We start from the raw sequence: 22524 nt of genomic DNA, 5'->3' as shown, positions 1-22524 counted from the left end.
CCCATCCGGTTGCGGTCCGATGTTCGCGTCTACCCTACTGACTCGACGGCACGGGACCGTTCGGCATCGGCCGGGGCAGCATCCCCCTCCCCCGGCGCTACGGCGGATGCGACCTCACCTGCCACGAGCCGCGCGTGGATGTTCTGCGCGAGTTTGGGACCGATGCCCTTGACCTCGGTGATCTCGACGGCGCTGGCGCGGCGCAGGGCGGCGACGGATCCGAAGTGGCGCAGCAGCACACGGATGCGCTCGGCCCCCAGCCCCGGCACCTCGGCGAGCACGCTCTGGATGTCGCGCCCGCGCCGTTTGCGCTGATGGGTGATCGCGAAGCGATGGGCCTCATCGCGCAACCGCTGCAGCAGATAGAGCGCCTCGCTCGTGCGCGGGAGGATCACCGGATACTCCTCTCCGGGCAGCCAGACCTCCTCGAGGCGCTTGGCGATGCCGCAGAGGGCGATCTCCTCGTGGCCTGCGTCGGCGAGGGCTCGCGCGGCGGCCTCGACCTGGGGTCGCCCGCCGTCTACCAGGAGCAGCTGCGGCGGATACGCGAAGCGCGGCCTGCGCCGCGGCGTCGAAGGGTCCTCGGGCTCGTTCTCCTCGGGTCGGTCGAGGTGGGCGAGCCGGCGGGTGAGCACCTGGTGGATGGAGTCGGTGTCGTCGGTCGTCTCGGCGATCGAGAACGATCGGTACTGATCTTTGCGCGGCAGGCCGTCCTCGAACACCACCATCGACGCGACGACGTTGGTGCCGCCCAGGTGCGACACGTCGAAGCACTCGATCCGAAGCGGGGCCTCGGCGAGCCCGAGCGCCTCCTGCAGATCGGTCAGCGCCTGCGTGCGCGCGACGTAGTCGCTCGTGCGGCGGGTCTTATGCAGCATGAGAGCCTGCTGCGCGTTGAGGGTCGCGGTCTTGAGCAGTTCGGCCTTGCGCCCGCGCTGGGCGACCTGGATCGTGACGGGCCGGCCGTCGCGCTTCTCCCGCAGCCACTGCTCGAGCTCCTGAGCGTCGGGGGGCAACGTCGGCACGAGCACGCGGCGGGGGATGTCGGCGGCCGCTGCGTCCCCGTACGCCCGCTGGAGCACCTGGTCGATGAGGTCGCCGCCCTCGATGTCGAGCTCCTTCTCGATGGTGGAGGCCCGGACGCCGCGGACGCGCCCGCCGCGCACGGTGAAGTGCTGGACCGTGGCGGCGAGCTCGTCTTCGGCGACACCGAACAGATCGGCGTCGACATCCTCGCCCAGTACGAGCGCGGACCGCGAGAGCACGGCGTCGATCGCTCCCAGCTTGTCTCGGTAGGAGGCCGCCGACTCGTAGTCCATCGCCGCCGACGCCTCGCGCATCCGCGCCGTGAGCATCGTCGTGAATCTCTTGTCGCCGCCGGCCATGAAGGCCACGAAGTCGTCGACGATCGCACGGTGCTCGTCGATGCCGACCTTCATCGAGCATGGGCCGCCGCACTTGCCGATCTGCCCCGGAAAGCACGGCCGCCCCGTCTGCATCGCCTTCTTGTAGCTGGCGTCGCTGCACGTGCGGATCGGGAACACCTTGATCATCTGGTCGATCGTGTCGTGCACGGCCCACACCTTGGGGTATGGGCCGAAGTACTTCGCACCCGGGATGCGGCGATTGCGGGTGACGATCACCCGCGGCGCCTCATCGGCGAGGGTGATCGCCATGAACGGGTAGGACTTGTCGTCGCGATACCGGACATTGAACGGCGGATCGAACTCCTTGATCCACATGTATTCCAACTGCAGCGCCTCGACATCGCTGCCGACGACCGTCCACTCGACCGACGCTGCCGTCGTGACCATGCGCCGCGTGCGCTCGTGCAGTGTGTGCAGGGGCGCGAAGTAGTTGCTCAAGCGCGCGCGCAGGTTTTTGGCCTTGCCGACGTAGAGCACCCGCCCGCCGGCATCGCGGAAGCGGTAGACGCCGGGATTGGTCGGAATCTCGCCGGGCTTGGGGCGATAGGACAGCTGCGGACGCGTCGCCCGCGCGGCGGCCACCTCAGCCCGCCTTGCGCCGCTCGATGGAGCGACGCTGCTCGTGCAGTCGGAGCACCTCGGCGAGAAACTCCCCCGTGTGGCTGCCCTCGGCGCGCGCGACCTGCTCGGGTGTGCCCGTCGCGACGACCTGGCCTCCGCCGGAGCCGCCCTCGGGGCCCATGTCGATGATCCAGTCCGCGGATTTGATGACGTCGAGGTTGTGCTCGATGACGATGACCGTATTGCCCTTCTCGACGAGCTCGCCCAGCACGTCGAGCAGGCGCCGGACGTCTTCGAAGTGCAGACCCGTCGTCGGCTCGTCGAGGACATAGACGCTGCGGCCGTTGCTGCGGCGCTGGAGTTCGGTGGCGAGCTTGACACGCTGGGCCTCGCCGCCCGAGAGCGTCGTGGCGGACTGCCCCAGCCGCACATACCCCAGCCCGACGTCGACGAGCGTCTTGAGGAAACGGTGGATCGCCTGGATCGGCTCGAAGAAGACCGCCGCCTCCTCGATCGGCATCTCGAGGACCTCGGCAATGTTCTTGCCCTTGTAGTGCACGGCCAGGGTGTCGCGGTTGTAACGCTTGCCGTGGCAGACCTCGCAATCGACGTAGACGTCGGGCAGGAAGTTCATCTCGATCTTGATGGTGCCATCGCCCGAGCACGCCTCGCATCGACCGCCCTTGACGTTGAAGCTGAAACGACCGGGCTGGTATCCGCGCACCTTGGCCTCGGGCGTCTCGCTGAACAGAGTGCGAATCCGGTCGAAGACCCCCGTGTACGTCGCGGGATTGGAGCGCGGTGTGCGGCCGATCGGGTTCTGATCGACGTGCACCACCTTGTCGAGGTTGTCGAGACCCGTGACACGGGTGTGCTTGCCGGGAACCCGCCGCGCACCGTTGAGGCGGGAGGCGAGCACCTCGTAGAGGATGCCGTTCACGAGCGACGATTTGCCCGACCCGCTGACGCCGGTGACGGCGGTCAGCAGCCCGAGCGGGAAGTCCACCGTCACGTTCTGGAGGTTGTTCTCGCGGGCGCCGACGACGGTGATCCGTCGCGACTTGTCGACCTTGCGCCGTGTCGCGGGAGTCGGGATCCCGCGCCGGCCGGCCAGGTAGTCTCCCGTGAGCGAGTCCTCATCCGAAAGCAACGCAGCGTACGGCCCGGAGTGCACGACGGTGCCGCCGTTGACGCCGGCGCGCGGGCCGATGTCGACCACCCAGTCGGCGGACTCGATCGTCTCCTCGTCGTGCTCGACGACGATCAGCGTGTTGCCGAGATCGCGCAGCGCGACGAGGGTCTGGATGAGCCGTCGGTTGTCTCGCTGGTGCAGCCCGATCGAGGGCTCGTCGAGCACGTAGAGCACCCCGGTCAACCCCGAGCCGATCTGCGTCGCGAGCCGGATGCGCTGCGCCTCGCCGCCCGACAGGGATGCCGCGGCGCGACTGAGGCTGAGATAGTTGAGCCCCACCTGGATGAGGAAGTCGAGGCGTACGCGGATCTCACGCAGGACCTGGGCGGCGATCGCGGCCTCGCGATCGGTGAGGGTCAGCTGCGCGAAGTAGTCGCGCGCCTGACCGAGGCTCAGGCGCGACGCCTCGGCGATGGAGTGGCCGTGGACGAGCACGGAGAGGACCTCGGGCTTGAGCCGGTCGCCGTCGCACACGGGGCAGGGCACCTCGCGCAGGAACTCGGCCCAGCGAACCCGCTGCGTGTCGGTCTCGGCCTGCAGCCACTGGCGCTCGATGTACGGCACGACACCCTCGAACCCCGACGCATAGCGCATTTCGCGCCCGTATCGGTTCTTCCATTTGACCGTGACCTTGTAGTTCTCACCACGCAGCACCGCCTCCCGCACGTCGGAGGGAAGCTCGCGCCACGGGGTGTCGAGGGAGAAGTCGAGGTCTCGCGAGAGCCCTTCGAGCAACCTCTCGTAGTACTGGAACAGCCCCTTGCCCTGCGTGGTCCACGGGACGATGACGCCCTCGCGGATCGACAGCTCGTCATCGCCGAGCAGCAGCTCGACATCCACCGCCATGCGGGTGCCCAGGCCCGAGCAGGTCGGGCAGGCGCCGAAGGGAGCGTTGAACGAGAAGGTTCGCGGCTCGATCTCGGTGAGCTGCAGGGGGTGTCCGTTGGGGCAGGCGAGCTTCTCGGAGAAGTCCTGCCACGCGTCGTCGCCCTCTTCGTCGACGAAATTGATCTGCAGGATGCCGCCCGCCAGCCCGAGCGCCGTCTCGACGGAGTCGGTGACGCGGCCGAGGATGTCGGGGCTCGCGACCAGGCGATCGACGACCACGGCGATGTCGTGCTTGTAGCTCTTCTTCAGCGTCGGCGGCTCGGCAAGCTGGATCAGCTCGCCGTCGACGATGGCGCGGGCGTAGCCCTTGGCCCCGAGCTCCCGGAAGAGGTCGACGAACTCGCCCTTCTTCTGCGACACCACGGGCGCGACGATCTGATATCGCGTGCGCTCGGGCAGCTCCATCAGCTGATCGGCGATCTGCTGCACCGTCTGACGCTGGATGACCTCTCCGCACTCGGGACAGTGCGGCACTCCGATGCGCGCCCACAGCAGGCGCATGTAGTCGTAGATCTCGGTGATGGTGCCCACCGTGGACCGCGGGTTGCGGTTGGTGGACTTCTGGTCGATCGAGACCGCGGGGCTGAGACCCTCGATGAAGTCGACGTCGGGGCGGTCGACCTGGCCGAGGAACTGCCGCGCGTACGCGCTCAGGGACTCGACATACCGGCGCTGACCCTCCGCGAAGATCGTGTCGAAGGCGAGACTCGACTTGCCCGATCCCGAGAGGCCCGTGAAGACGACGAGCGCATCGCGCGGGATGTCGAGGTCGACGTTCTGCAGGTTGTGCACGCGGGCACCGCGAACACTGAGCTTGGCGGGGGTGGCGACGGGGACGATAGGCACTCGTCAAGTGTAGGAGCGGCCTCCGACATCGGCTCGAGGTTCGCCGCGAGCGGATGCCGGAGCCCCGCCGACCGCGTGACGCGGCGCGGTCCTGACCTCACGCGTGCCCGGCGCGCTCCATGGCCCGCAGCTCCTTCTTCATGTCCTGGACCTCGTCGCGCAGGCGCGCCGCGAGCTCGAATTTGAGCTCGGCGGCAGCCGCGAGCATCTGGTCGCTCAGATCCGCGATCGTCGCCTCGAGCTGGCCCGCGCCCTCCGCGGCGATCCCCTCGCGCCGCAGCCGCGGCGTGGGCGATTTGCCCTTGCCGGCTCTGCCGCCGGCATCCCGCTTCGACAGCATGGCCGCGGTGTCGGCGCCCTCGCGCGCGAGCACCTCGGTGATGTCGGCGATGCGCTTGCGCAGGGGCTGCGGATCGATGCCGTGCTCGAGGTTGTAGGCGATCTGCTTGTCTCGGCGGCGATTGGTCTCGTCGATGGCCTTGCGCATCGAATCCGTCATCGTCTCGGCGTACATGTGCACCTCGCCCGAGACGTTTCGCGCCGCGCGGCCGATCGTCTGGATGAGGGAGGTGCCGCTGCGCAGGAACCCCTCCTTGTCGGCATCGAGGATCGCCACGAGAGACACCTCGGGCAGGTCGAGTCCCTCGCGCAGGAGGTTGATGCCGACCAGCACGTCGTAGACGCCCGCCCGCAGCTCGGTGAGCAATTCGACACGGCGCAGCGTGTCGACGTCGGAGTGCAGGTAGCGCACGCGCACGCCGTGCTCCCCGAGAAAGTCGGTGAGCTCCTCCGCCATCTTCTTGGTGAGCGTCGTCACGAGCACGCGCTCGTCGCGCCCGACGCGCACACGGATCTGCTCCAGCAGATCATCGATCTGGCCCTTGGCGGACTTGACGACGATCTGCGGGTCGATGAGCCCCGTCGGGCGGATGATCTGCTCGACCACGCCGTCGGCGATGCCCATCTCGTACCGACCGGGGGTGGCCGAGAGGTAGACCGTCTGTCCGACGCGCTGTTTGAACTCGTCCCAGCGCAGCGGACGGTTGTCCATCGCGCTCGGAAGCCGGAACCCGTGGTCGACGAGCGTGCGCTTGCGCGACGCGTCGCCCTCGTACATCGCACCGATCTGCGGCACCGTGACGTGGGACTCGTCGATGACGATGAGGAAGTCGTCGGGGAAGAAGTCGAGCAGGCAGTGGGGCGCCTCGCCGGGGGCACGCGCGTCGATGTGTCGCGAGTAGTTCTCGATGCCGGAGCAGAATCCCAGCTGCTGCATCATCTCGAGGTCGAACGTCGTGCGCATGCGCAGTCGCTGCGCTTCGAGCAGCTTGCCCTGTCCCTCGAGCTGTTTCAGCCTCTCTTCGAGCTCGACCTCGATCGTGCCGATGGCGCGCTGCATGACGTCGGTGCCGGCGACGTAGTGGGATGCCGGGAAGATCGGCACGGAGTCGAGTCGCTCGAGCACGTCGCCGGTGAGGGGATGCAGCCGGTAGAGCGCCTCGATCTCGTCGCCGAAGAGCTCGATGCGGATCGCATACTCCTCGTAGACGGGGATGATCTCGATCGTGTCGCCGCGCACACGGAAGTTGCCGCGCGAGAAGTCGACGTCGTTGCGGTTGTACTGCATGGAGATGAACTTGCGGATGAGTGCGTCGCGGTCGTAACGCTCGCCCGTCTGCAAGGCAACCATCGCGCGCAGGTACTCCTCGGGCGCACCCAGCCCGTAGATGCACGAGACAGTGGACACCACGACGACATCGCGACGGGACAGCAGCGAATTGGTCGTCGAATGACGCAGGCGCTCGACCTCGGCGTTGATCGAGCTGTCCTTCTCGATGAAGGTGTCCGTCTGCGGCACGTAGGCCTCGGGCTGGTAGTAGTCGTAGTACGAGACGAAGTATTCGACGGCGTTGTGCGGCATCAGTTCGCGGAACTCGTTGGCCAGCTGCGCCGCGAGGGTCTTGTTATGGGCGAGCACGAGCGTCGGACGCTGCACCTGCTCGATGAGCCACGCGGTCGTCGCGGACTTTCCGGTGCCCGTCGCCCCGAGCAGCACGACGTCGGTCTCGCCGGCGTTGATGCGCTGCGCCAGCGCGGCGATCGCCTGCGGCTGGTCGCCCGAGGGCTGGTACTCGCTGACGACCTCGAACGGCCGGACGCTGCGGGTGGTCTGCATGCTCCGAGCCTAGGACGGGCCCCCGACATCGGTCCCGGTGTTCGCGCTGGGCGTGCGCAGGCGCTCCCAGAGGGCGTCCGCCTGCGCCTCCGTGTGCGCGAGCGAACCGGCGGTGTCGATGACGACGTCCGCCACGGCGAGCCGCGTGTCGTCCGAGACCTGCGAGGCGATGCGCGCGTCGGCATCCGCACGCGATAGTCCGCGCTCGGTCACGAGACGACCCGCCCGGATGGCCGCCGGCGCGTGTGCCACCACCACCAGATCCCAGGGGTCGTCCCCGCGTGCCTCCACCAGCAGGGGCACGTCGTACACGACGACGGCGTCGGGATCGGCGGCCAGTGCCGCAGCGAATCTCGCCGCGGAGAGCGCGCGGACGGCAGGATGGACGATCGCGTTCAGGCGTGCGAGCGCGTCAGGGCGCCCGAACACCCGCGCGCCGAGTCGCGGGCGGGCGAGCGAGCCGTCGCGCTCCAGGATGTCGTCACCGAATTCTGCGGCGAGGCGCTCGAGCACCGGCGAGCCCGGGCTCTGGACCTCGCGCACGAGCGCATCCGCGTCGACGATGACGGCGCCGTGACCGGCGAGACGCCGCGCGATGGTCGATTTGCCCGACGCGATGCCGCCGGTGAGCGCGATCAGAGGCATGCCTCGAGCATGCCATGCCGTGTCCTGAGGACCGGGCGAGGGGTGCTCCCGAAACCTGAAGTCGACGCTGAGCCGGGCTTGAGGATCGCCTGAGGGGCGCGCCATAGCTTCTTCATACGGGATGCGAACGACCGGTCAGCCGGCCAGGAGGATCCCGAGACACCACCGGACACCGACATCGTCGCCCAGCGGAAGGAGCGCAGATGGACACCATCGCGCACTCTGGGGCCGCGGGCGCGGCGTGGGTCCCGGTGGCTGCAGACATCCTGCGCGACCGCCTCGGGGGACGCGGCGCGCGGGTGCAGGCGCATGGCGCATGCGGGGGGAACGCCGTGTCATGCACCGCAGGGCGGCATCGCGAGGTCTGGGGGGTCCTCGCCGTGCACGCCCCCGACAGACGGGGTCTCCGACCGCCGACAACGCTCACGCACCCGCCCTCGGCGGGCTCGCTCGCGAACCCGAACGCGAGCATGTCGAGACGCCTGGGTGAGGCGTCGAGCGTTGCGGCGGTCGGGGGCCACCGCAGTTTCAGACCTCTCGGCGAGAGGAGGCGGCCGGCGCGGGACTGGGGAGTTTCCGCGGCGCCGCCGCCTCTCCCGGTGGGGGCGCGGGCGTGATCCACACGCCCCGCGCCTTCTCCTCCGCCACGTGCTCGCACGTGGCGGGACCCGTCACGGTGGTCGTGGGGACGACCGCCGTGACGGGTGCTTTTTTGTCGTCCCCTCCGAGCGATTAGGACGAGGCGGATGCCGGGGGAAGCATTCACGCGCGTGTTCTGGGATATCATCCTGGATGTCGCCGAACCCACCCCAGGGGTGCGGAGACGCACAGGAGGGGTGTCCGTGCAGGAGTCGCGTGTTGCTGTCGTCGTCGAGGACGACGCGGACATCCGCTCACTGATCTCGTCGGTTCTCGAGCAGGCCGGTTTCTCTGTTTTCTCGGCCTCGGCGGGCCTCGACGGCATCGAACTCGTCCGCGCCCACGACCCGGTCGTGACGACTCTCGACGTGTCGATGCCGGGCATGGACGGATACGAGACGGCCAAGCGCATCCGGGCCTTCAGCGACACGTACATCGTGATGCTCACGGCGCGCGCCGACGAGATCGACACGTTGCTGGGGCTGCAGTCCGGCGCCGATGACTATGTCACCAAGCCCTTCCGCCCTCGAGAGCTGCGCGCTCGTGTCGAGGCCATGATGCGGCGCCCGCGCGGCACCGTCGCGGGCGATGCGCCCAGCACGGGCGCGGTCGCCGTCGCCACCGCGCCGTCTCCGGTCGCGACGGCGGCTCCCGAAGACGAGGGCTGGCTTTCGCACAAGGGACTGCGACTGCACCCCGACATGCGCGTCGTGACGGTCGAAGACGACGACGTCGAGCTCACCCGCAGCGAGTTCGACATCCTCTTCGATCTGCTCAGCGCGGGTCGTCGCGTGGTCAGCAAGAACGACCTCGCCCTGATGCTGCGCGGCGACCGCTACGTGGGCGGCAGCGACTACGTCAGCGAGCACGACGCCCGTGCCATCGAGGTGCACGTGGCGAACCTGCGCCGGAAGCTCGGCGAGTCCGCCGCCCAGCCGCGCTGGATCGAGACGATCCGCGGCGTGGGCTACCGGCTCACCGCCGCCTGAACCCGGCCGGGACGACCGCACCCGGGTCAGCCGGACGATCCGGGTACCGGGTCAGACCATGCCGGCGATGATGACAGACGCGTCGGGACTCGATGCCGAACGCGTCGCCGCCTCGGATGCCGCCCGCACCATCTGGTCGGCGTCGTAGCCGATGCTGTCCGTGAGGGCGATACCCACCCCGACGACCGGCACGACCGCCGTCCCCATCGTGGCGAAGTCATCGAGCACCCGGCGGTGGATACGGCTGGCGATGCGTCGCGCGTCGCCGATGGAGGAGGGCGGGAATCCGACCACGAGACCGGCTGTGTCGGTCTCGCCGATCATCGCCGTCGTGGGCGCGTACCGGCGGACGCCTGCCCGCCACTCCCGCGTGATGTCCTCTGCCTCCAGCGGCCCGAACGCGGTCGCGATGTGGGGGAGGTCGTCGATGCGCAGGGCGATCACCGCGATCCGTTCGCCGGACTGTCGCGCGCGGTCGAGAACGGGGCCGAGCACCCGCTCGAACGAACCCGGCAGCAGTACGCCGTCCGGGCTGAGCGCGAGCGTTGCGGCATCGCCCATCGTCCGCGTGGCCGGTGTTCCACGCAGAACCGAGATCGTCACGACGGCGACGATCGTCAGGATCACGGTCAGGAAGCTCACGGTGATCGAGCCGAACCACGTCTGGAAGATCGCGCTTTCCGGTCCTGCAGCGAGGAAGACGAGCGTGCGGGCGGTGTAGAACAGGCCCTGGAAGGCGAGCACCACGGTGAGCCCGATCGCCGTGGCGTGCCGCCCCATCGCGCCGCGCCGGCTCTCGATGGAGCCGAGGATCGCGAACGTCGCCAGCGCGACGAACATCACCACGGCCCCGGCCCAGTCCCCGCCGTCGGGTCCCTCGATGAGGACCGCGACGAGCGCGGCGACGGATGCTGCCGACACGATGATCGCGGGCACGCGCAGGATCCGGCCGTTGAAGCTCCGGCATCCGAGCCACATCGATCCCGTGCCCGCGACGAACGCGGCGTTCCCGACGGCGACCGCGATCCAGGGATCGATGCCCGCCGCCCAGGCGAGGTAGCAGAGGGTCGACAGGATCGCGCCGAGGAAAGCGAGCGACCACACGCGCCCGGCCCCGGCGTCCTTGCGCACGACGCTCTCGACGATGAACAGAACTCCCGAGACGACCACCACGACCGCCGCGAGCATCGAGGTGGTGAACAGATCGAAGACCATCAGGCCTCTCCCTTCGGATCTGCGGTCGGCAGCCGCACGATGAACGTGCACCCTTCGCCCGGGCGGGTCTGCACCGTGATCTCGCCGCCGTGCGCGCGCACGATGTCGCGGCTGATCGCAAGCCCCAGCCCGCTGCCGTGCGTCGTCGACTTGCGCACCGAATCCGAGCGGAAGAACCGTTCGAACAGTCGAGGCAGCTCCTGCTCGGAGATGCCCGGTCCGTCATCGCGCACCACGATCCACGCGTGCAGGCCGTCGGATGTCGCGCCCACCTCGACATGACCGCCGTCGTTGTTGTACTTGATGGCGTTGGATACGAGGTTGTCGATCACCTGACGGATGCGGTGCGCATCGGCATAGGCGATCGTCTCTTCGATACCCGAATCGTCGATCGTGATGCGGCGTTCGGCGGCCCGCGGCGCCTGGCTCTCGACCGCTTCGCGCACGACGTCGGACAGATCCGTGACCTCCGCGTCGATGCTCAGGTCGATGCCCTTTCGGGAGACGGCCGAGACCGTCAGGATGTCGGCGACCAGCTCGAGCAGCCGCCCCGCGTTGCGCTCGGCGACCTCGAGGTTGCGGCGCGCGGCGGGCGAGAGTTCGTCGTCGTCGAGGACGAGGTCGAGGTAGCCCATGATCGAGGTGAGTGGCGTGCGCAGCTCGTGGGAGACTGAGGCCACGAGGTCTTCTCGCGCACGCAGGGCGAGCTCCTCTGTCGTGACATCGCGAGAGACGACGATCGTTCCGGCGAACGACCCGTCGAGATCGCTGATCTGCCGGGCCGTGATGCTCAGTGCCCGCCGATCGTCGCCGGGGTCGCCGTACCAGACCAGCTCGTTCTCGAAGACATCACCCCGGCGCGCGCGGACGAGCGGCAGCTCTTCGGCGGTGAGACGGGTGACGCCGTCGGAGCCGTAGGCGACGGTCTCGCCCTTGTGGTCGCGGGAGCCCTGCAGCCGCGCGTGGGCCTCGTTGGTCACGGCGAGCGTGCCGTCGGGGGCGATGCGGATCACCCCGAAGTCGACGGCGTCGAGGACATCCATCACGATGTCCTCCTGACGGCGCGCCCGATCGACGGACTGCTGGAGGTGCCGTGACTGCTTGTCGAGCAGGTACCTCTGGGCCAGGGCTCGCCGCGAGGCGAGATAGGCGATCGTCGCGACCGCAGCGATGGTGACGGGCAGCAGGAGGGTCGAGGTGCTGAGGGACTGCGTGGGGTCGGCGGCGACGAGCAGCCAGAACAGGGTGCTGACGCCGACGACCGAGAGCACGACGCCCGCCACCCCGTACAGCCAGGCGATCCACATCACAGGGAAGGCCCAGAGGATGCCGAGGCCGGCCGTCGGCGACGCGTCGCGCAGGAAGGCGATCGCGATGATGTCGGCGACGGGGATGAGCGCGCCCCAGATGTGCGGCAGCCGGTTCCACGGCACGATCATCGCCGCGCCCGTGGCGACGAAGACGAGCGCGCAGCCGATCACGAGCGGCGTGACGGCGCGCACCTGACCGAACATGAGGATGAGTACGACGGCGAGGAGAGCGACGCCCGCCAGGAGCGACTGGTTCAGGAGGACGGTGCGCTCTCGCGCGGTGTCGTCTACACGGGCGCGCCTCGCGCCCGCCACCTCCGAGGCCATGCGTCGACGTTATCGGACCCGGGCCCGACCACCCGGCAGGCGCGGCCCGGACGCCGGCGCGTCCCCGACGGCGGGGGCCGGGCGCGCGGCATCCTGGGCCTCGTACTCGGCGAGGAGCTCGTGCTCACGCGCGTGGGCGGGCAGGCAGAAAAGCACGAGGGCGGCGCCCAGGAGGATCGCGATCGCACCGACGAGGTACGCGGCGAGGGCGCCGGTGACGAGGCTCTGCGCGGCCGCGGCGAGGATCTCGTCGCGAGAGGCGGGGTACTGGTCGGCCACGTGAAGAGCGGACGCGTAGGACGCCTGCAACGCTGCCGTGACGCTGTCGGAGATGGTCGACGCCTCGCTGCTGGCGGCGATCTGCCGGCCGAATGCGGCCGCGAAGCCCGACGCGAGGATCGCACCCAGCAGCGCCTGCATGATCGACCCACCGAGGTCTCGCTGCAGGTCCGAGGTGGCCGAGGCCATGCCCACGCGCCGCACGGGTGTGCTCTGCGTGAGCGATCGCGAGGCGGGGGTCATCGCGAACGCCGCTCCCGCGCCGATCACGAAGAATCCGATCGCGATGAGCGGGTACGGAGTGCGCTCACCCCAGAAGAGCATCGTCACGAACCCCGCGAAAACGAGCACGTAACCCGTGAGCATCGTCACGCGTGACCCGCGCGCCGTGACGAGGCGGGCGGAGAGGGGGGCGACCAGCAGAAGACCGATCGCGGCGGGCACGACCGCAAGTCCCGCCTCGAGTGTGTCGTAGCCGAGGATGTTCTGGAGGAACTGCTGTCCGACGAACATCGCCCCCATCAGCGAGCCGAAGACGATGGTGCCGGCGGCCGCAGGCACCCAGAAGAGCCTGCGGCGGGCGATCCGCAGGTCGTAGAGGGGATGCTGTGCCGCACGCTGGCGCCACCCGAAAGCCCCCAGCAGCACGACGGCGGCGACCAGAAGGACGGCTCCGAGCGCGAGCTGACCGGGTGCGAACACCATGCTGACACCGAGCACCAGCGTGGCGACGGCGAACGTGGCCAGCACTCCCCCGGCGTGGTCGATCGGTTCGGTGGACTCGTTGACGTGCGCGGGCACGAGCGCGGCGACGAGCACGAGCGCGACGGCGGCGATCGGTGCGGCGAGGAGGAAGGCCGACCCCCACCACCACTCGATCAGCAGCAGGCCCGCGAGCACCGAGCCGATCACGGTCGCCATGGCGCTCACGCTCGACCACAGCGCGATGGCACCGGTGCGTCGCGGGCCGCTGGCCCAGAGCGCCGTGATCAGCGACAGGGTGGTGGGATAGGCCATGCCCGCGGCGATTCCGGTGAACACCCGCGCCGCGATGAGCATCTCGATCGACACGGAGAAGGCGGAGACGAAGCTGGCGAGGACTGTGAGCGTGAGGCCCAGCATCAGCAGCTGCTTGCGCCCGTAGCGGTCGGCCACGGCGCCCAGGTACAGCACCGACATCGCCAGCCCCAGCGAACAGCCGAGCGCGACCAGATTGAGCTGGGTCTGGGTGGCGCCGAACGCGTCGCCGATGTCGGGCAGGGCGATGTTGGCCGCCGCGAGATTGATGTTGCAGACGAGCGCCGCGAGCGTGAGCGCCGTGAGGACGAGCGGGGCGCGGCGGGGGGCGTCGGGCATGGTTGTCACCCTAGCGGCGACATGCGGCCGGTCCCGACATCGCACGTCGGACATGCAACAGGGGCCGGGACCTTTCGGTCCCGGCCCCTGTCGGTGCGTTTCTCAGCCGCGGATCAGCGACCCGAGAGCTTCTCGCGCAGAGCGGCGAGCGCCTCGTCGTCGGCGAGCGTGCCGGAGCCGGCCTGCTCGCTCGTGAACGCCGAACCGCCGAAGTCGGCCGCGGCGGTGGCCTCGGCCTCGAGCGTCTTGGCGACCTGAGCCTTGTGCGCCTCCCAGCGAGCCTGGGCCGCAGCGTACTCCTGCTCCCACTTCTCGCGCTGGGCGTCGAAGCCCTCGAGCCAGACGCCGGAGACGGAGTCGAAGCCCTCGGGGTACTTGTACTCGCCGTTCTCGTCGTACTCCGTGACCATGCCGTAGAGCGCGGGGTCGAACTCGGTGCCGAACGGGTCGACCGAGTCGTTCGCCTGCTTCAGCGAGAGCGAGATGCGGCGACGCTCGAGGTCGATGTCGATGACCTTGACGAACACCTCTTCGCCGACGGAGACGACCTGCTCGGCGAGCTCGACGTGCTTGCCCGAGAGCTCCGAGATGTGCACGAGGCCCTCGATGCCGTCCGCCACACGCACGAACGCACCGAAGGGGACGAGCTTGGTGACCTTGCCCGGCGCAACCTGCCCGATGGCGTGCGTGCGGGCGAAGACCTGCCACGGGTCCTCCTGCGTCGCCTTGAGCGAGAGCGACACGCGCTCGCGGTCGAGGTCGACCTCGAGGATCTCGACGGTGACCTCCTGGCCGACCTCGACGACCTCGCTGGCGTGCTCGATGTGCTTCCACGACAGCTCGGAGACATGCACGAGGCCGTCCACGCCGCCGAGGTCGACGAACGCACCGAAGTTGACGATCGACGAGACGACGCCCTTGCGGACCTGGCCCTTGTGCAGGGCGTTGAGGAAGTTCGAGCGCGACTCCGACTGCGTCTGCTCCAGCAGCGCGCGACGCGAGAGCACGACGTTGTTGCGGTTCTTGTCGAGCTCGAGGATCTTGGCCTCGATCTCCTGGCCCAGGAACGGCGTGAGGTCGCGCACGCGACGCAGGTCGATGAGCGAGGCGGGGAGGAAGCCACGGAGCCCGATGTCGACGATGAGACCGCCCTTGACGACCTCGATCACCTGTCCGGTGACGACGCCGTCGTTCTCCTTGATCTTCTCCACGTCGCCCCACGCGCGCTCGTACTGCGCACGCTTCTTCGACAGGATCAGGCGGCCTTCTTTGTCCTCCTTCTGGAGGACGAGGGCCTCGACGGCGTCACCGATCTGGACGACCTCGTTGGGGTCCACATCGTGCTTGATGGAGAGCTCGCGCGAGGGGATGACGCCCTCGGTCTTATACCCGACGTCGAGGAGGACCTCGTCGCGGTCGATCTTCACCACGGTGCCCTCGATGAGGTCTCCGTCGTTGAAGAACTTGAGGGTCTTCTCGACCGCGGCCAGGAAGTCCTCGGCAGATCCGATGTCGTTGATCGCGACCTGCTTGGTGGCCGTGGCGGTCGTTGCGGTAGTCATGTAGTGGGTTGTCCTTGTTGGGGTTGTTGTTCAGGGCCTGGCGGCGGCATCCGTCGGGAGGACAGGCGAAACCGGATCAGGCGAAGCGGATTGTCGTTCGATTGTCGCGCACGCACGGCTGAAGAGCCACACGAGTGACGCTCCAGGGTAACAGAGCGACCCGGGGCTTCGCATCGCGTGTCGGGCGCACCGGCGGTCGCCGCGTCGAGCCGGCCGACCGGCGGATCGAGCGGGAGGGTCAGCGCGCGGTGACCTCGATGGTGAACTCGAGGGGCTGGATGCCGCCGTCCGCATTCGTCATCGTCACCTCGGTGGACCCCTCGGCGATCGCCTCGAAGCCGGGGTTGAAGACGGCTCCGCCCTCCTCGCGGCCCTGGACGAACTCGGCGACGGCGTCGTCGGAGACCTCGGCCGAGTAGCTGTCGACGGCGAGGTCCCCGGTGTTGATGTTGAGGACCTGTCCGACGACGAGCTCGACGGTGGCGGCCTGAAGGTCGTTCGAATCCACGGTGACGGGAGCGATCACGGGAGTGGCGGGGCTCTCTGAGGTCGAGGCGGAGGGCGAGGTCGACGGGGTCGACTCTCCGGCGCAGGCGGACAGGGCGAGGGCGGCGGCGATGGCGACGGAGGCGCCGAAGATCCGGGTGCTGTTCACGCCGGACAGTATGGCAGGAGGGGATGCCGCGCCCGTCGAATCCGCGGCGCGACGCGCCGATCGGCGGCGCCCGTGGGATCAGCGCCCGCCACGGGTCGCGTCCACACACGGCACGCACAGGGTCGCCGCGGGACGCAGGCGCAGCCGTCCCGGCAGCAGCGGCGTGCCGCACCGCTCACACACGCCGTACCTGCCGGCGTCCAACCGCTCCTGCGCCCGATCGAGCTCGGCGAGCTCGGCGAGGTGCTCCGCGCGCAGCCCCTCGGCGCGCGACCACTCGGTGATCAGCGTCGAGCCCTCGGGGTCGTGCTCGTCGTCCGTCCACTCCTCACGGGCCCGCCGGATGCCCTCCAGCTGACGCTCGAGCATCCCGATCCGCTCGTGGAGGGCGGCTCGTCGGTCCGCGATGAAGCCCGCGAAGTCCGGCTCGATCCCTTCGGTCGGGTCGACGTCCATGCGCGCCAGACTACGGGTGCGCGGCGTGGACCGGCCTGCGCATGCCCCGCAGCACCAGGAGCACCGCCCGCGCCGGCGCTCCGACCGCGAAGGCGAGCGCGCCCGAGAGCGTGCGATCTTCGCGGCCCAGGACCTGCTTGCGCTCGAAGGCGTCGCGCAGCGCTCCGCCGCGCCGCGCGAGGGGCTCGCGGCCGGGAAGATGGCCGCGGCGGCGTAGGGCGGTGAGCGCTCCCAGCCGCTCCACCCAGTCGTCCTCCGACGCCGCGTGGAAGTAGTTCTCGCACAGCCACTCCGGCCGGGGGTGCCGGAAGTCCCGCGCGATCGCCCGGTCCTCACCGCCGAACAGACCGCTCCCCTCGAACACCGTGTTGATGAGGGCTTCGTCGACGCCGAACGTGTCGAGGGCGATCACGGGGATCCCCCGCGCGACCGCTTCGATCGCGGCCGTCGAGCTCACCGTCACGAGGCCCTCGGCGCACTCCAGCGCGCGTGCCATCGGCGCGCTCGAGAGCACGAGGTTGGGTGGCGTCTCTCCGAGCGCGGCGATGAGACCGGCGTAGTCGTCGCGCTCGTGGTGCGTCTGGCGCTCGCCCGCCATCGCCCGCACCTTGACCACGACACGACGCGTGGGGTCCGCGCGGGCGGCGTCCCGCAGCATCCGCACGACACGTTCGCGTTCACGACGCTCGCGCGGGACGATCGCTTGGGCGGCGAAGACCAGGTCCGTGCCACCGGGCACGGGATGCTGCACGCGAGCCGCCGCCCCGACCTGGGCGAAGGGCAGACGCGACAGCGCGAACCGCGCACTCACGCCCAGGCGGGCGGCGAGCGCCGTGAAATCGCGCACCTCGCGCAGGGAGTGCAGCACGAAGAGGTCGCACTGCGTGCGGTAGAACACGGCCTTGCGCGTGGCGGGGATCGAGATGCCCGGCAGGCCCGTCACGATCACGGGACGCGGCTCGAGCGTGGCCACCAGTCGCGCGAGCACCCGCACGAGCGGTCCCCGTGCCGCGATCAGCACGGCGTCGGGCTGAGCCGCTCGCAGTGCCGTGAGAAGACCGGCGTAGTCCATGCGGCGCACGGCATGGTCTTCGAGGCCGCTTCCGGCGAGCGCGGCAGACAGTTGCGCGTCGCTGACCACGAGCGGTGTCTGCACGACGAGGAGTGACGGGGTGACGGCATCCGCCCGCGACCCGAGCAACGCCGCCGCCCATTTGACGTACGAATCCGTGTCGGCGAGCGCGACCACCCGCAGCCGGGCAGGATTCGCGCCGGGTCTCACGCGGGCACGCGGCGCAGCTTCGCCATCGGCGCCAGCTCCCCGGGGAACACCCGTTTGACGCCGTCGCCGAGCGCCGACTCGATGATGCGGATGTCGCGCACGAGGTGGGCGAAACCGGTCGGCTCGAGCGAGGCGGCGTGGTCGGAGCCCCACATCGTGCGATCGAGAGTGATGTGCCGCTCGATCGCCACCGCGCCGAGCGCCATGGCGGCGAGGGAGATCTGCAGCCCGCGCTCGTGGCCGGAGTACCCCACGGGAACGCCGGGGTACCGGTCGCGCAGCACCGGGATGACGCGCAGGTTCGCCTCGTCGGGCTCCATCGGGTAGGTGGAGGTCGCGTGCATGAGCACGAGCCGATCGGTGCCGAGCACCTCGATGGCGGCGTCGATCTGGCCGATCGTCGACATGCCCGTGGAGAGGATGACGGGCTTGCCCGTCTCGCGCAGGGCACTCAGCAGCTCGAGGTCGGTGACGGAGGCGGATGCCACCTTGTGCGCGACGACGCCGAGGTCTTCGAGAAAGGCCACACTCGGCACGTCCCACGGCGATGCGAACCAATCGAGCCCGCGCAGCAGCGCGTGATCGCCGATCTCGACGTACTCCTCGCGCCCGAACTCCACACGGCGGCGGTAGTCGAGATAGCTCATCGTGCCCCACGGCGTCTCCCGCGGAACATCGCGCATGTGCTCCGGCGTCGCCAGCTCGGGCGTGCGCTTCTGGAACTTCACCGCATCGGCGCCCGCATCCGCGGCGACGTCGATGAGGCGCTTGGCGAGGTCGACCTCGCCGTTGTGGTTCAGGCCGATCTCCGCGATGACGTACGCGGGGCGCCCACCCCCCACGACGCGGGATCCGATGGTGACGGTCATGGCTGAGCCTTTCTGGAGGTCTCCGCGTGCGGAGGGGTCGTGACGGGCGCCGACGGGCCGTCGGCTGCCGTGTCGCGGGCCCGCAGCACCCGCTCGACGAGGTCGCGCACGGCGCCCGCTCCCCCATCGCGGGCGAGCACGACGCGCGCCGCCGCCAGCACGAGGGGGTGCGCGTCGGGCACCGCGACCGGCCAGCCGACGATCTCGAGGCAGCCGAGGTCGTTGACGTCGTTGCCGAGGTAGGCGATGCGATGAAGCGGGAGGTCGCGCTCGGCGGCCCACGCCCGCAGCGCCGCCGCCTTGTCGTCGACGGCCTGCCGCACGTCGACGCGCAGCTTGCGCGCCCGGGCGCCCACGACCGGGTTCGTCTCGGTCGAGAGGATGAGCATCGGGATGCCGGCGGCCCGCAGCCGCGACACGCCCATTCCGTCCGAGCGGGAGACCTGAACGAGCTCTGCGCCGTCGGATCCGACGAGCACGGTGTCGTCGGTGTGCACGCCGTCGAAGTCCGTCACGACGGCGTCGACGTCGATCGCCTCGGCACCGGCGAGCCGCGAACGGATGAGGGGTGCGATGGCGCGCGCGAGCTGCAGCTGCTCCTCGGAGTCGATCTCGATCGCGGTGCGCTCAGGGACCGCGACGATTCCGGTACGGCCGAAGAATCGGTGCCCCGCCGCGCGGAAGCCCGGCGCGTCCATGACGTAGAACGCGCCGCTCTCGAGCCAGTGCGGCTCGCGGTCCTGTCGGCGGGGACGAACGGCGGCGTCGTGGTTGACGCCGCGCGCGCCCTCCGCGCTCCGTTCCCAGAGGAATCCGTAGGTCTCGACCGCCGAGAACACGCTCTCGAACGATCCGCGGCGCACGAGCGCGATCGCGTCGTCGAGCGCGTGGGGATCGATGAACGGCGACGTCGCCTGGAGGAAGGCGAGGACCCCGACATCCACTCCACCCTCGGCGAGCGCGTCGAGGGCGTGCCGCAGCGCGCTCTCGGAGCTCGCGGTGTCGCCGGAGATCTCCGCCGGACGACGCAGGATCTGGGCGCCCCACTCGCGCGCGACCGACGCGATCTCGTCGTCGTCGGTCGAGACGATCACACGGTCGATACGGGACGCGGCGAGCGCGGCGGCGACGGCGCGTCCGACGAGGGGAACCCCCGCGACCCGACGCAGGTTCTTGCGCGGCACGCCCTTGGAGCCGCCTCGCGCGGGAATGACGGCGACGACCTCGCCCGTGGCGCGCGCCGAGGCCGTCATCGCAGCGCCCTGCGTCGGTGACGCTGGCCGGGCACGCGCTCGCGGATGCGGCTGCCGGTGCCATCCAGCACGAGCGGAAGGGTCGTGGTCGTGCTCGAGGCCAGGGTCAGGACGTCGAGACCCTCGGCTCCGGCCAGGACGAGCTCGGCCGGCAGATGGCCCTGCGCGATCCGCACCCCGGGGATCGCGGCGACCGCAGCCAGCTGTGCCGGCGTCTCGCGCCGATGCGGAAGATAGGTGAGCGGGGAGGACGCTGCTTCGGCGGCGATCCAGTCGAGGTAGAGATCGGCATCCAGGTGTCCGTCCACCGGACGGGCGCTGCCCAGGAGCACGCGCCGTGTGGTCGGTCGGGCATCGGCCGTGGCACGGGGCGCGCTCGCCCGCGTCCACTCGAAGCGGTGGAAGCGCACCGGGATGCCGAGCTCGGCGAGGGCGCGCACCCTCTCGTCGCCGAGCGCGAAGGCCGTGAAGACGTCGACGCGACCCGCGAGGGCACGGGTGTGGAGCAGGTCGAGGGCGACGGGCGCGATGCGGGTGGTCAGGCCCCGCTCGGCGACGCCCGGCCGGCTGTAACCCCGTCGACCGGTCAGCGTGTCGGCGAAGGCGACCGCGTTGGCTCCGTCGTCGAGGAAGGTGATGCGCCGGGGCCGCAGCACCGACGCCGCGAGCCGGAACTGGCCGGAGTACCCGTCGCCGACGAGCCAGTGCCGGTGGCGTGCCAGCACACCCCAGGGGATGCCGAGGTAGGGAGCCATCGCGCCGAACGTCGCGCCTCGGGCCAACAGCTCATCGGCGGTCTCGGGCATCTGCGCGGTCAGGCGCCCGGCGATCGCTGCGCTCGTGCGATGAGCGTGGGCCCACTCGGCGGCCCCGATCAGCTGCAGCGGCGATTCCACCCATGCGACGACGTCGTGAGCCACGTCACCCCCGGTTCACCCTCAGACGGCGGTGACTCCGCCGTCCCTCCACCGTGCGAGGCGAGGGTGAACCGGTTCGGGGCCTTTCGGTGTCGCGCGCGCGAAGCCCGGGTGAACGATGGGTGCGGCGTCAGCCGCGCAGCGCCTCGGGGATCGGCACGGTGCCGGTGTTGAAGCGGATGCTGCGCCCGATCGTCGCCGGTTCTGCCAGGGCCGCGGCGATCACGGCCGCCACATCCGCACGCGCGACGGAGGCAGACTCGGTCGCCGCGACATCGATGCGCCCGGTGGCCTCGTCGAGGGTGAGGGCGCCGGGGGCGAGGATCGTGTACTCCAGTGCGGAGGCACGCAAGTGCTCGTCGGCGGCGGACTTGGCCTCGGCATATGCATAGAAGGAGTCGCCCTCGGGAACACCGTGGTCGGGACCCGCGCCGAAGTACGACACCATGACGTAGCGGGTGACCCCGGCAGCGGCCGCGGCATCCATCGACCGCACCGCCGCGTCGCGGTCGACCGCGCGGGTGCGCTCGGGGTCGCCTCCCCCGGCGCCGGCCGACCAGACGACCGCGTCGTGGCCGGCGATGAGCTCGGCGAGCTGCGCGGTGTCGAGACGCTCGACGTCGGCGACACGGGCGGTCGCGCCCGTCGCCTCGACCTCGGCGGTGTGTGCGGGGTTGCGGATGACGGCGGTGACGAGATGACCGCGCTCGACCAGCACAGGAGCGAGCAGAAGGGCCACCTTGCCGTGGCCGCCGAAGACGAGGATGCGCGACATCCCTCCACGCTAACCCCGCTCACCCGTCGCCGGGGCCGCGGCCCGTACCCGCCTCGAGCGCGCATAGCCTGGACGGGTGGACACGAGCGACGCCGGCGGCATGACCTATCTCGGCACGACCGCGCTGATCACGGGCGCGAGCTCGGGTATCGGCGAGGAGTTCGCGGCCCGGTTCGCCGAGCGCGGCGCCGATGTCGTCCTCGTCGCGCGGCGCGAGGATCGGCTGCGCGCCCTCGCCACCGAGCTCGAGTCGCGGTACGGGGTCACCGCGACGCCGCTGGCGCACGACCTCGCCGCCCCCGGGGCCGCCGCAACACTGCGCGCGGAGCTCGATGCGCGGGACATCCGCGTCGACACCCTCATCGGCAACGCGGGATTCGGCGCGCGCGGGGCGTTCGCCGAGGCCGACCCCGCACGGCTCGACGCGATGATCCAGCTCAACGTCGCGGCGCTGACCGCGATCACGCGCGAGTTCCTCCCCGACCTCGTCGCCTCGGGACGCGGGGCGCTGGTCAACATCGCCAGCGTCGTGGCCTACCAGCCCACCCCGCACATGGCCGTCTACGGGGCGACGAAGGCGTTCGTCCTGAGCTTCACCGAGGCGATCGCGTACGAGACGCGCGACACGGGCCTGCGCGTCCTTGCGCTGAGCCCCGGCTCGACCGCGACCGAGTTCTTCGAGATCGCCGGCGCAGAAGAGATCGCCGGACGCGGCATGCAGTCGCCCGCGCAGGTCGTCGAGACCGCGCTCCGGGCCCTCGACCGCCGCCGCACTCCCCCGAGCGTCGTCTCCGGCGCGGCCAACGCGGTCGCCGCGACACTCGCCGGAATCGTGCCCCGGCGGGTCGCGCTCGGCGCGAGCGGGCGCCTGCTGGCCTGAGACACGACGGCGCCTCGGGATGCCG

At 70.2% G+C, this 22524-nt stretch carries 17 protein-coding genes; 2 read left to right on the top strand and 15 right to left on the bottom strand.

The features are described from left to right. Positions 1–29: 29 nt before the first annotated feature. From uvrC to coaE, 4 genes are all read right to left on the bottom strand, one after another. Positions 30–2009 carry an excinuclease ABC subunit UvrC gene (gene uvrC / locus AB2L57_RS08740; RefSeq protein WP_409048587.1) on the bottom strand — a complete coding sequence of 660 codons (1980 nt, stop codon included), beginning with the start codon at positions 2007–2009 and terminating at the stop codon, positions 30–32. A gap of 1 nt (position 2010) precedes the next feature. Then, a complete protein-coding gene (gene uvrA / locus AB2L57_RS08735; RefSeq protein ID WP_409048586.1) occupies positions 2011–4914 on the bottom strand; it encodes an excinuclease ABC subunit UvrA in 2904 nt (967 codons plus the stop codon). A gap of 97 nt (positions 4915–5011) precedes the next feature. Beyond that, positions 5012–7090, bottom strand: coding sequence for an excinuclease ABC subunit UvrB (gene uvrB / locus AB2L57_RS08730; protein ID WP_292813909.1), 2079 nt, complete (start codon positions 7088–7090; stop codon positions 5012–5014). 9 nt (positions 7091–7099) lie between these two features. Continuing rightward, complete coding sequence (gene coaE / locus AB2L57_RS08725) at positions 7100–7735, bottom strand: dephospho-CoA kinase (protein WP_292813912.1); 636 nt, start codon at positions 7733–7735, stop codon at positions 7100–7102. A gap of 746 nt (positions 7736–8481) precedes the next feature. Between coaE and AB2L57_RS08720 the strand changes: the two genes are divergently transcribed. Then, positions 8482–9363 carry a response regulator transcription factor gene (locus tag AB2L57_RS08720; protein ID WP_409048585.1) on the top strand — a complete coding sequence of 294 codons (882 nt, stop codon included), beginning with the start codon at positions 8482–8484 and terminating at the stop codon, positions 9361–9363. A gap of 51 nt (positions 9364–9414) precedes the next feature. Here the strand turns inward: AB2L57_RS08720 and AB2L57_RS08715 are convergent, their stop codons facing one another. The 11 genes from AB2L57_RS08715 to AB2L57_RS08665 form a co-directional block, all read right to left on the bottom strand. Further along, positions 9415–10578, bottom strand: a complete 1164-nt coding sequence (locus AB2L57_RS08715) for a hypothetical protein (protein WP_292813915.1) — start codon at positions 10576–10578, stop codon at positions 9415–9417. Next, positions 10578–12215 carry a cell wall metabolism sensor histidine kinase WalK gene (locus AB2L57_RS08710; protein ID WP_292813917.1) on the bottom strand — a complete coding sequence of 546 codons (1638 nt, stop codon included), beginning with the start codon at positions 12213–12215 and terminating at the stop codon, positions 10578–10580. Before AB2L57_RS08710 ends, AB2L57_RS08715 begins: the two co-directional genes overlap by 1 nt. Positions 12216–12224: 9 nt before the next feature. Continuing rightward, positions 12225–13904 (bottom strand): MFS transporter, encoded by a 1680-nt coding sequence (locus AB2L57_RS08705; protein ID WP_409048584.1) that lies wholly within the window; start codon positions 13902–13904, stop codon positions 12225–12227. A gap of 59 nt (positions 13905–13963) precedes the next feature. Next, positions 13964–15412 carry a 30S ribosomal protein S1 gene (gene rpsA / locus AB2L57_RS08700; RefSeq protein WP_409048583.1) on the bottom strand — a complete coding sequence of 483 codons (1449 nt, stop codon included), beginning with the start codon at positions 15410–15412 and terminating at the stop codon, positions 13964–13966. A gap of 238 nt (positions 15413–15650) precedes the next feature. Continuing rightward, positions 15651–16067, bottom strand: coding sequence for a hypothetical protein (locus AB2L57_RS08695; RefSeq protein ID WP_409048582.1), 417 nt, complete (start codon positions 16065–16067; stop codon positions 15651–15653). A gap of 78 nt (positions 16068–16145) precedes the next feature. Then, positions 16146–16523 (bottom strand): TraR/DksA C4-type zinc finger protein, encoded by a 378-nt coding sequence (locus AB2L57_RS08690; RefSeq protein ID WP_292814131.1) that lies wholly within the window; start codon positions 16521–16523, stop codon positions 16146–16148. Positions 16524–16533: 10 nt separating this feature from the next. After that, on the bottom strand, positions 16534–17805 hold the full coding sequence (locus AB2L57_RS08685) for a DUF6716 putative glycosyltransferase (protein WP_409048581.1): 1272 nt from the start codon (positions 17803–17805) through the stop codon (positions 16534–16536). Further along, positions 17802–18674 carry an N-acetylneuraminate synthase family protein gene (locus tag AB2L57_RS08680; RefSeq protein WP_292814126.1) on the bottom strand — a complete coding sequence of 291 codons (873 nt, stop codon included), beginning with the start codon at positions 18672–18674 and terminating at the stop codon, positions 17802–17804. The genes AB2L57_RS08685 and AB2L57_RS08680 overlap by 4 nt, the downstream gene beginning before the upstream one ends. Further along, positions 18671–19927, bottom strand: coding sequence for a cytidylyltransferase domain-containing protein (locus tag AB2L57_RS08675; protein WP_409048580.1), 1257 nt, complete (start codon positions 19925–19927; stop codon positions 18671–18673). Before AB2L57_RS08675 ends, AB2L57_RS08680 begins: the two co-directional genes overlap by 4 nt. Then, positions 19924–20847, bottom strand: a complete 924-nt coding sequence (locus AB2L57_RS08670) for a hypothetical protein (protein ID WP_409048579.1) — start codon at positions 20845–20847, stop codon at positions 19924–19926. Before AB2L57_RS08670 ends, AB2L57_RS08675 begins: the two co-directional genes overlap by 4 nt. A gap of 127 nt (positions 20848–20974) precedes the next feature. Further along, positions 20975–21619 (bottom strand): SDR family oxidoreductase, encoded by a 645-nt coding sequence (locus AB2L57_RS08665; protein ID WP_409048578.1) that lies wholly within the window; start codon positions 21617–21619, stop codon positions 20975–20977. Between the two features lie 76 nt (positions 21620–21695). Here AB2L57_RS08665 and AB2L57_RS08660 point away from each other — a divergent pair, with 76 nt between their 5' ends. Continuing rightward, entirely contained in the window at positions 21696–22499 is an 804-nt protein-coding gene (locus tag AB2L57_RS08660) for an SDR family NAD(P)-dependent oxidoreductase (protein ID WP_409048577.1), read from the top strand. Positions 22500–22524 lie beyond the last annotated feature (25 nt).

The sequence above is a fragment of the Microbacterium sp. HA-8 genome, assembly GCF_046111165.1.
Taxonomy (GTDB): domain Bacteria; phylum Actinomycetota; class Actinomycetes; order Actinomycetales; family Microbacteriaceae; genus Microbacterium.
This window is presented reverse-complemented; position numbering and strand designations above follow the sequence as displayed.

What these genes read in the sequence shown, in the direction of transcription:
- uvrB (WP_292813909.1), bottom strand. Translation starts at nt 7,090, where the DNA reads ATGCAGACCACCCGCAGCGTCCGGCCGTTCGAGGTCGTCAGCGAGTAC.
- coaE (WP_292813912.1), bottom strand. Translation starts at nt 7,735, where the DNA reads ATGCCTCTGATCGCGCTCACCGGCGGCATCGCGTCGGGCAAATCGACC.
- AB2L57_RS08720 (WP_409048585.1), top strand. Translation starts at nt 8,482, where the DNA reads ATGCCGGGGGAAGCATTCACGCGCGTGTTCTGGGATATCATCCTGGAT.
- AB2L57_RS08715 (WP_292813915.1), bottom strand. Translation starts at nt 10,578, where the DNA reads ATGGTCTTCGATCTGTTCACCACCTCGATGCTCGCGGCGGTCGTGGTG.
- AB2L57_RS08710 (WP_292813917.1), bottom strand. Translation starts at nt 12,215, where the DNA reads ATGGCCTCGGAGGTGGCGGGCGCGAGGCGCGCCCGTGTAGACGACACC.
- AB2L57_RS08705 (WP_409048584.1), bottom strand. Translation starts at nt 13,904, where the DNA reads ATGTCCGACGTGCGATGTCGGGACCGGCCGCATGTCGCCGCTAGGGTG.
- rpsA (WP_409048583.1), bottom strand. Translation starts at nt 15,412, where the DNA reads ATGACTACCGCAACGACCGCCACGGCCACCAAGCAGGTCGCGATCAAC.
- AB2L57_RS08690 (WP_292814131.1), bottom strand. Translation starts at nt 16,523, where the DNA reads ATGGACGTCGACCCGACCGAAGGGATCGAGCCGGACTTCGCGGGCTTC.
- AB2L57_RS08680 (WP_292814126.1), bottom strand. Translation starts at nt 18,674, where the DNA reads ATGACCGTCACCATCGGATCCCGCGTCGTGGGGGGTGGGCGCCCCGCG.
- AB2L57_RS08675 (WP_409048580.1), bottom strand. Translation starts at nt 19,927, where the DNA reads ATGACGGCCTCGGCGCGCGCCACGGGCGAGGTCGTCGCCGTCATTCCC.
- AB2L57_RS08665 (WP_409048578.1), bottom strand. Translation starts at nt 21,619, where the DNA reads ATGTCGCGCATCCTCGTCTTCGGCGGCCACGGCAAGGTGGCCCTTCTG.